Annotated in this window: 8 protein-coding genes and 2 pseudogenes; 4 read left to right on the top strand and 6 right to left on the bottom strand. The window is 58.8% G+C overall.

The features are described from left to right. Nucleotides 1-133 (top strand): annotated as a pseudogene (locus tag FSY59_RS27735) (allantoinase); the annotation flags it as partial. A gap of 48 nt (nt 134-181) precedes the next feature. Here FSY59_RS27735 and FSY59_RS27550 read toward each other — a convergent pair. The 3 genes and pseudogenes from FSY59_RS27550 to FSY59_RS17540 all read right to left on the bottom strand — a co-directional run bounded on the left by FSY59_RS27550 (nt 182) and on the right by FSY59_RS17540 (nt 1,691). Further along, a complete protein-coding gene (locus FSY59_RS27550; RefSeq protein ID WP_003054886.1) occupies nt 182-385 on the bottom strand; it encodes a hypothetical protein in 204 nt (67 codons plus the stop codon). A gap of 108 nt (nt 386-493) precedes the next feature. After that, a pseudogene (locus tag FSY59_RS27730) lies at nt 494-673 on the bottom strand (hypothetical protein); the annotation flags it as partial. 124 nt (nt 674-797) lie between these two features. Next, the gene (locus tag FSY59_RS17540) at nt 798-1,691 is read right to left on the bottom strand and encodes a LysR substrate-binding domain-containing protein (RefSeq protein ID WP_003054888.1); all 894 of its coding nucleotides are present in this window, start codon (nt 1,689-1,691) and stop codon (nt 798-800) included. A gap of 94 nt (nt 1,692-1,785) precedes the next feature. Here FSY59_RS17540 and FSY59_RS17535 point away from each other — a divergent pair, with 94 nt between their 5' ends. After that, nucleotides 1,786-3,006: a M20 aminoacylase family protein gene (locus FSY59_RS17535; RefSeq protein WP_148729402.1), complete on the top strand. Its 1,221-nt coding sequence runs from the start codon at nt 1,786-1,788 to the stop codon at nt 3,004-3,006. Between the two features lie 2 nt (nt 3,007-3,008). Continuing rightward, nucleotides 3,009-4,007: a tripartite tricarboxylate transporter substrate binding protein gene (locus FSY59_RS17530; RefSeq protein WP_187427938.1), complete on the top strand. Its 999-nt coding sequence runs from the start codon at nt 3,009-3,011 to the stop codon at nt 4,005-4,007. 278 nt (nt 4,008-4,285) lie between these two features. On the opposite strand, the gene FSY59_RS17525 is transcribed toward FSY59_RS17530, so the two are convergent. Then, complete coding sequence (locus FSY59_RS17525; protein WP_003054897.1) at nt 4,286-4,714, bottom strand: helix-turn-helix domain-containing protein; 429 nt, start codon at nt 4,712-4,714, stop codon at nt 4,286-4,288. A gap of 79 nt (nt 4,715-4,793) precedes the next feature. Between FSY59_RS17525 and FSY59_RS17520 the strand changes: the two genes are divergently transcribed. Continuing rightward, nucleotides 4,794-5,285, top strand: a complete 492-nt coding sequence (locus FSY59_RS17520) for a DUF2938 family protein (protein ID WP_148729401.1) — start codon at nt 4,794-4,796, stop codon at nt 5,283-5,285. A gap of 104 nt (nt 5,286-5,389) precedes the next feature. Here the strand turns inward: FSY59_RS17520 and FSY59_RS17515 are convergent, their stop codons facing one another. Beyond that, the gene (locus FSY59_RS17515) at nt 5,390-5,764 is read right to left on the bottom strand and encodes a hypothetical protein (protein ID WP_148729400.1); all 375 of its coding nucleotides are present in this window, start codon (nt 5,762-5,764) and stop codon (nt 5,390-5,392) included. A 65-nt stretch (nt 5,765-5,829) separates the two neighbouring features. Next, nucleotides 5,830-6,276, bottom strand: coding sequence for a universal stress protein (locus FSY59_RS17510; protein WP_148729399.1), 447 nt, complete (start codon nt 6,274-6,276; stop codon nt 5,830-5,832). Between the last annotated feature and the right edge of the window lie 680 nt (nt 6,277-6,956).

The following is a 6,956-nucleotide window of genomic DNA, read 5'->3' as shown; positions in this document are numbered from 1 at the left end:
CCGACTGCTGGGCCGTCCCGGCCGGATTACAGCGCTGCAGCGCTTCCTCGATCACATCCAGAAGCACGACAACGTGTGGGTGTGCCGCCGTATTGATTTGGCTCGCCACTGGGCCGAGCGTTTCCCTATGTGATGAACCCATCTCGACTCAGCAAGGCCAAGTCAGGCAGAGGCTGAGCCATCATGGATGGGCGGGAATAGGCGCCTTCAATCTCTGCGACCCGAGAACCCCGGGAGCCAGAAGAAGGGCTACCAGACGCTGGACGGGGAAGGTCACCGAGGCATGCTCGCCGCCGCAGAGCACCTGTGTTGCGGCAAGAATGTGGGCATCGCTGCGGCTGAGCCAGGCATGCTCAGGGCCGGACTGCAGGCCCTCGCGGATCACGGCTTTTGTGTCCTACACAGTTATGGCCGGCGGCCTGCCAGGGCTTCTTGCCGGTATGTACTTGGTGCATGGTGAACTGTTCACAGCGCTTGCTGACCCGCAGCTCGGTCATGTCGAACGGCTTGCCGGGCTGAGCCTGGAATGGGCTTGGCAGACGGTGTCCATCTGGTGCGCGATCACGGCACTCATGAGGTGGGTGATATCCCCTCGGCCTTGACGATCTTCGAAGTTACGGTTGGTGGTGGAGTCGCAGCGGATGCCGTCCATGAGCATGTCGCTGTTCAAGGCCTGGCTACATCTGGATCGCAGGAGAGTCTGCGGCTCTGTAGCCTGAAGCAACCCCAGGGCCGGATATCAGTCTGCGCAATGATTCTCAGAGCTCTGGGCCGATACAAGCATGTCTAATCACTTCCTAAGTCTTGCGGAAATACTTCATGAACAGCGTCGCCAGTGGCTTCGCTGCGCTGCTCAACGGCACACCGCGCAACTGGACCAAGCCAAGCGCCATGGGGGGTGGCAGTGGCTCCACGTGCAGACGCTGTAGTCCTGCTCCATAAATCTTGTCGTTCAGGAGAATTTCGGGGCAGAAGCCAAGTACATCAGTGCGCCTCATCAGCTCGCTCATCAGCGTGGAGGAGGTGCAGTTGACCATCTTGCGTGGCTCCGCCAGACCCTGGCCTCGAAGCCAGCTCACCAGCGTCTCGCTCTGACTGCCCGCTGAGTAGTTCAAAACCCAGGTCGCGTCACGAAGCTCATCCCAGGTTTTCGCCTTGGCCAGCGGATGGCCCTGTCTTCCAGCGGGCAAGGCAATCACGTCCATCAGCGGCTTGAAGACCAGTTCATAAGGCAGATCTGTGGGGTCGGCAATGGCCAGCGCGAAGTCCAGTCGTCCCTCGAGCAGAGCCGGAATCAAGCTGCTAAGAAAGCCTTCACTGAGCGCCAGTTGCACACCCGGCGCCAACTGTTCAAACGTTTTCCAGACTTCGGGCAGCGCCTTGATCGAAACCAGGGGCGACATCGCCACGGCCACCCGGGCGCCCGAGCCGCCGCGGATCAGCCGTACCTCTTCGCGCGCCTTGTCCAGCATCGACAGCGCCAGGCGTGCATGGGATAGCAGCACTTTTCCAGCCGGGGTGAATTCAATGCCCCTGTAGCTGCGTACCAGCAGCTCTGCACCTACATCCTCCTCCAGTTCGCGAAGCGACTTGGTCAGGGCGCTCTGGCTCAGAAAGAGTGCACGGGCAGCAGCACGTATGGAGCCGCTTTCGGCGACCTGGGTGAAAGCCCGAATCTGATGATTTTTCATGGGGGCAGGGTTTTCATCGGGTGAATCGTTTTGGTTGTCTCCTCGGAAAATATACCGGCTTTTGGTGCGATGACCGAGACGCTACATTTTTTGCATGCACTCGAAATTCAGCTCCTACATAGATACCGATGCCATGCTTGCATGGCGGCACGCCATCCATCGCCAGCCTGAACTGGGTTTTGAGGAGTTCCAGACCAGCGCGCTGGTAGCGCATTGCCTGCGCGAATGGGGCTATGAAGTCACCACCGGCCTCGCGGGAACAGGATTGGTTGGCTCCCTGAAGTTTGGCCCTGGTTCCAGACGCCTGGGACTGCGTGCGGAAATGGACGCACTGCCCATTCAGGAGGACACGGGCCTGCCATGGGCCAGCGAGGTGCCCGGAAAAATGCACGGTTGCGGGCACGATGGTCACACCACCATGCTGCTTGGCGCGGCACAGGCGTTAGCCAAGCTGCATCGCGAAGGCGAGCATGTAATGGATGGCATGCTGCATCTGATCTTCCAGCCTGCGGAAGAACTGGGCGGTGCGGGCGGCGCCCAGCGCATGATGAAGGAGGGACTGTTTTCGCGCTTTCCCTGCGACGCGGTCTTTGCCATGCACAACATGCCAGGCATGGAGCAGGGCCAGATCCTGTTTCGTGAAGGGGCTTGCATGGCCTCCTCCGATAGGGCAACTCTGGTGTTCGAGGGCTGCGGCGGCCACGGCGCCATGCCGCACCTGGCGACCGATCCTACGGTGGTTGCCGCGTCCACAATAATGGCCTTGCAAAGCATCGTCGCACGCAATGTAGATCCGCTGGCATCTGCAGTAATCACCGTGGGACGCCTTCAGGCCGGGCAAACCTACAACGTGATCCCGGAGACCGCCGAACTGGAGTTGAGCATCCGGGCCCTGAAGCCCGAGGTGCGCGACCTGCTGGAGGAGCGCATTCGGGCTGTGGCGCAAGGTCAGGCCGACAGCTTTGGCGCACAGTGTCACATCACCTATGAGCGCGGCTACCCGGTGCTGGTCAACTCTCCCGCTGAAACCCGGCTTGCGATGGGTATAGCGCGGTCGCTGTTCGGCGATGCGCGGGTCATAGCCAATGCCGATCCGCTGTGCGCGAGTGAGGATTTCGCTTACATGCTGGAAGAGCGCCCTGGTTGCTACCTCTTCATAGGCAATGGTAACAACGGTCACACACATGGCAGCGCCTCGGGACCCTGCAATGTGCACAACCCCAGTTTCGACTTCAACGATCGCAACCTCGAAACCGGCGCCACATTCTGGACGGCTCTGGCCCATTTCTTTCTTTCAACCCACGCCCCAAGCTGATCATGAAAAAAACCGTCTCCACCTTCCGTCGACATGCCTTCGTCCTGTCGTTGGCTTCCTTGTGTGTGGCCCCATTCGCAATGGGCGCTGCCCAGGCAGCCGATCTGCGTGTGGTGACTTTGCTCGTTCCGTATCCGGCCGGTGGCCTGTCGGATTCGATCGCCCGGGCGATAAGCGCGGCATTGGGCCGGGCCTTGAACCAGCAGGTCATTGTGGACAATCTGGGCGGCGTCAGCGGATCACTGGCCGCGCAGAAGGTGTTGAACGCGCCCGCTGACGGGCACATGATCTTTCTCGGCTCACCCAACGAGGTGATTCTCTCGCCGATGGTCAACGCCGCCGTGAAGCTAAGAGCCGAAGACTTTCGCATGCTGGGCCAGGTGGCAGTGAATCCGCTGGTTTTGCTGACCCGCTCCACACTGCCGGTGCGCAACGTCGATGAATTCATTGCCTATGCCAAGACCCAGGACAAAGGTCTGTCCTATGGCAGCGTCGGCATGGGCTCCATGTATCACCTGTTGGCTGAAAGCATGGCGCAGCAGACCCAGATCCACGTCACGCATGTGCCCTACAAGGGCATGGCACCCATGGTGCAGGATGTCGGAGGAAACAGCATCGACTTTGCCATCCTGCCCTATGCAACGAGCTTCAAGGGAATGTCCGAGCAGGGGCGCCTGAGGCTCATCGGGTGGCTGGCTCCCACACGCAGCGAGCTGGATACCTCTGTGCCCGCTCTTGGCGAAGGCCAGATTCTGAAGAACTTCAGCCATTCCACCTGGGCCGGTCTCATGGTGAGCCGCAAAACTCCCGAGGACATGGTGGTACGTCTGAACAAGGCACTGGCCGAAGTGCTGCGTGATCCCGAGGTGCGGCGCCAGATTGCGGCCACCGGATCGGAAGCGCCGCAACCCCAGACGCTGGCTGAGGCGGAGCGGAAACTCAGGGAAGACACCGTCAAATTTCGCGCCATGGCCAAAAACATTCAACTCCAGCCGCAGTAAGAACCGCAGGCTCAATCCGTACAGGAAGCTTTCGCAAGTGCGGCGGCCAGCGGCACGCACAGGAAGTTCAGCCTGGGCTGCCTGAAGCTAAAAAGGTCGCAATCAGCCCGCCAAGCTTTGCGACTTACTCTGCCAGGAAATGACCGGCGGGGTACAGCTAGCAGGCACAGCCGGGATGCGGTGATCCAGAACGTTTGTCTCGGCGGACATTCGTGCAGGCTTGGGGTGACCCACAGCGGTTGGCTGTGGATTGCTCGGTGAACCATCAGAGCAGGAGCTCAACCCCCTTTGGCTTTGCTGGCTGCGACTGTTAATGGCGTGATTTTCCCTGCCAGGGCTGCATGCATCAGTCCTTGAAACCTAGCGCAATCCAGATGATTTTTCTCAGGGCAATTGGCCGCATGCCGCAAGCCGTCACGCACGGCCTTCAGCCGCTTGATGGACTGCTGCACCTGATCTGCCTTGGCAAGCAGCATTTCGCGACTGACCTGCACTTTTCCGTCAGAGGGCAGCATTGAGCGGATTTCTTCCAGTGAGAACCCGGCAGCGCGCCCAAGGGCGATGACGGACAGTCGCTCCAGTACCTGAGCATCGAACAGGCGTCGCTGTCCCTGTCGGCCGATGGAATGTATCAATCCCTTCTCTTCGTAGAAGCGAAGTGTCGATGGGGGTAGCCCGGTTCTTCTTACTACTTCTGAGATTTCCATATTCAGCTCTTGCGCTCAAGTGCACTTGAGCACCTACAGTGGTGCGCATCACTGTAATCCTCAGAGGCGATGCTAGGAAATGATTAATCTGACGAGTATTTTTACACCGGCTCTGGCTGTCGGTATCGGCGCGACATTGCTGATGGACCTGTGGTCTGCAATGCTGCGCTGCATGGGCGTTGCCACCCTGAATTACGCACTGCTTGGACGCTGGTGCCTCCACTGGCGAAGCGGTACCTGGTTCCACCAGTCCATTGGAGAAGCTTGCGCTGCACATGGCGAAAAAATCATTGGCTGGACGGTGCATTACCTGACCGGCATCCTGTTTGCCATGATGTTCTTGAGCATTGCGGAGCCTTCGTGGACAGAGGATCCTGCCCTAGTGCCCGCGCTGGTATTTGGCGCAGCAACCGTGGCGCTGCCCTGGTTCGTTCTGCAGCCAGCGTTAGGAGCTGGGGTGGCTAGCGGAAAAACACCTCGTCCCTGGCGCAACCGCGCGGTGGGACTGACTACGCATCTTGTTTTTGGTGGGAACCTCTATCTTTGTGCGAAAGCAATGGCATTGATCTAGGTTTCGAGTTGCGCAGCAAGATGCAAAATGCTTTGCATCGTGCCAAGACCTTGTATAAAGCGAGCAACGTCAAGGATTGCACTTCCGGTGCATGCCTTCACCCGTCAAGCCGCTTCATCATGGCACGCGACCTTGACATTGATGGCGATGAGCTCGACCTCGGCGCTGACTTTCATGCCGGCGGAGGTTGCGAGTACATGGCTGACATTCATCTGGGGAGCTGCTGTTTTCTGCCCGGCCACAGAAAGGAAGTCAGACCTTGAATGCAGGTTTGTTCCATGATTTAGAACTCCATAGCTGTTCAATGCCATCACGCATCCTGGTGCTGCTGCCCTTTTGACCTGAGGCAGATTGAACCGATGGGCGGCCTGGGGGGCGGTAATCAGGCTGGCACAGTCAGCAGCCAGTGGCAGCTGTTTCGCCGGTGCGCATTGATAGGCGATTCGCTTGTAGGGGGTGATGTTTTCGATCTGGTTCATTCCTGCAAAGGTGAAAGCCTCAGGCGAGACGAGCGCCCGAGGCTTTCACTCGCAGTGCTGATGAATCACACGGGGCGATGCACCAATACCGGAATGCTGCTGTTGACCAGCACGCGCTGGGTTTCGCTGCCCAGCAAAATGCCGGCGATACCCTTGCGGCCGTGCGATGCCATGCAGATCAGATCGCAACGGCTGTCTTGCGCCTGGTGGATGATGGCCTGGTTGATAGAGATATTCGTCATCCGTGCGGTCTTGCAGTCCACGCCCTCGGCCGCGGCGATGTCCGTCGCAATCTTGAGCACCTGGTCGGCTTCCTTCTCGGCGCTCTTAGCCATTTCTGCAGAGTTGTAGGCCATCATCGCCTCAGCACCATAGATCATGGCGGTGTAATCCGGCATTACATACAGCGCCGTTACCTGTGCACCTTGCTCCTTGGCCAGCTGCATGCCCGCGCGTAGCGCGGCCTCGGAGAGTTTCGAGCCGTCCGTAGGAATCAAAATGTGCTTGAACATATCCAGCCTCCTGGCGCGTCAGCGCGCCTGTTGTTGAGCAATGAAATCGATCGAATGCCGTATTCATACTCACACTCCGGGCCGGCCAAAGCAACACACTGCATCAGTATTCAGACGATTTCTTGATGACAATCAAAACTTTGAAAGCAAGTAAAAACGCCTCTATCGCTTACCCATAAAGCGATGACAGCTATCAAAACAGCACTCCTGACGCCTCCTTCGTGGCTTGCGCTGCTGCAGGTTGTTGAGGCATGACATGTATCTAGTTCGACTTCATCGACCGGGCGTGGTGAAGAGTGGGGCGGCCCTTGCTGTTGTGGTTCTGGTTCAGAAAACAGCTGCTGTGCAGTCCGCCTTGCTTCACCGTGCGGCGGCCCTTACCTGCACAAAGGTCGGTTCCATATTGTGATGGCGTGACGGCTGCGCCTTGACTCCCTGGCGGCTGCTCAAGGACTCGCATCAATGATCGACAAGGCATCAGAACCTGCATGCTGACGAGACTTGGAAGCAAGTTACGGTCTGCCGCTGCTGGTATTTGGCCTGGGCGCAGCCGATGAAGGTGGCTGGCCTTTGCCCTGTACCTGTGGCGCTTTGTGCCATTGCTGATTCGGCCGCGCCTACCCCCTGCTGGACTGTCCGCAGCCCAGCCAGCGATCAAGTCCAGACAATCCGCTTCAACG

The organism is Comamonas sp. Z3, from assembly GCF_008121565.1.
In the GTDB taxonomy this organism is placed as follows: Bacteria; Pseudomonadota; Gammaproteobacteria; order Burkholderiales; family Burkholderiaceae_C; genus Comamonas; species Comamonas brasiliensis.
This window is presented reverse-complemented; position numbering and strand designations above follow the sequence as displayed.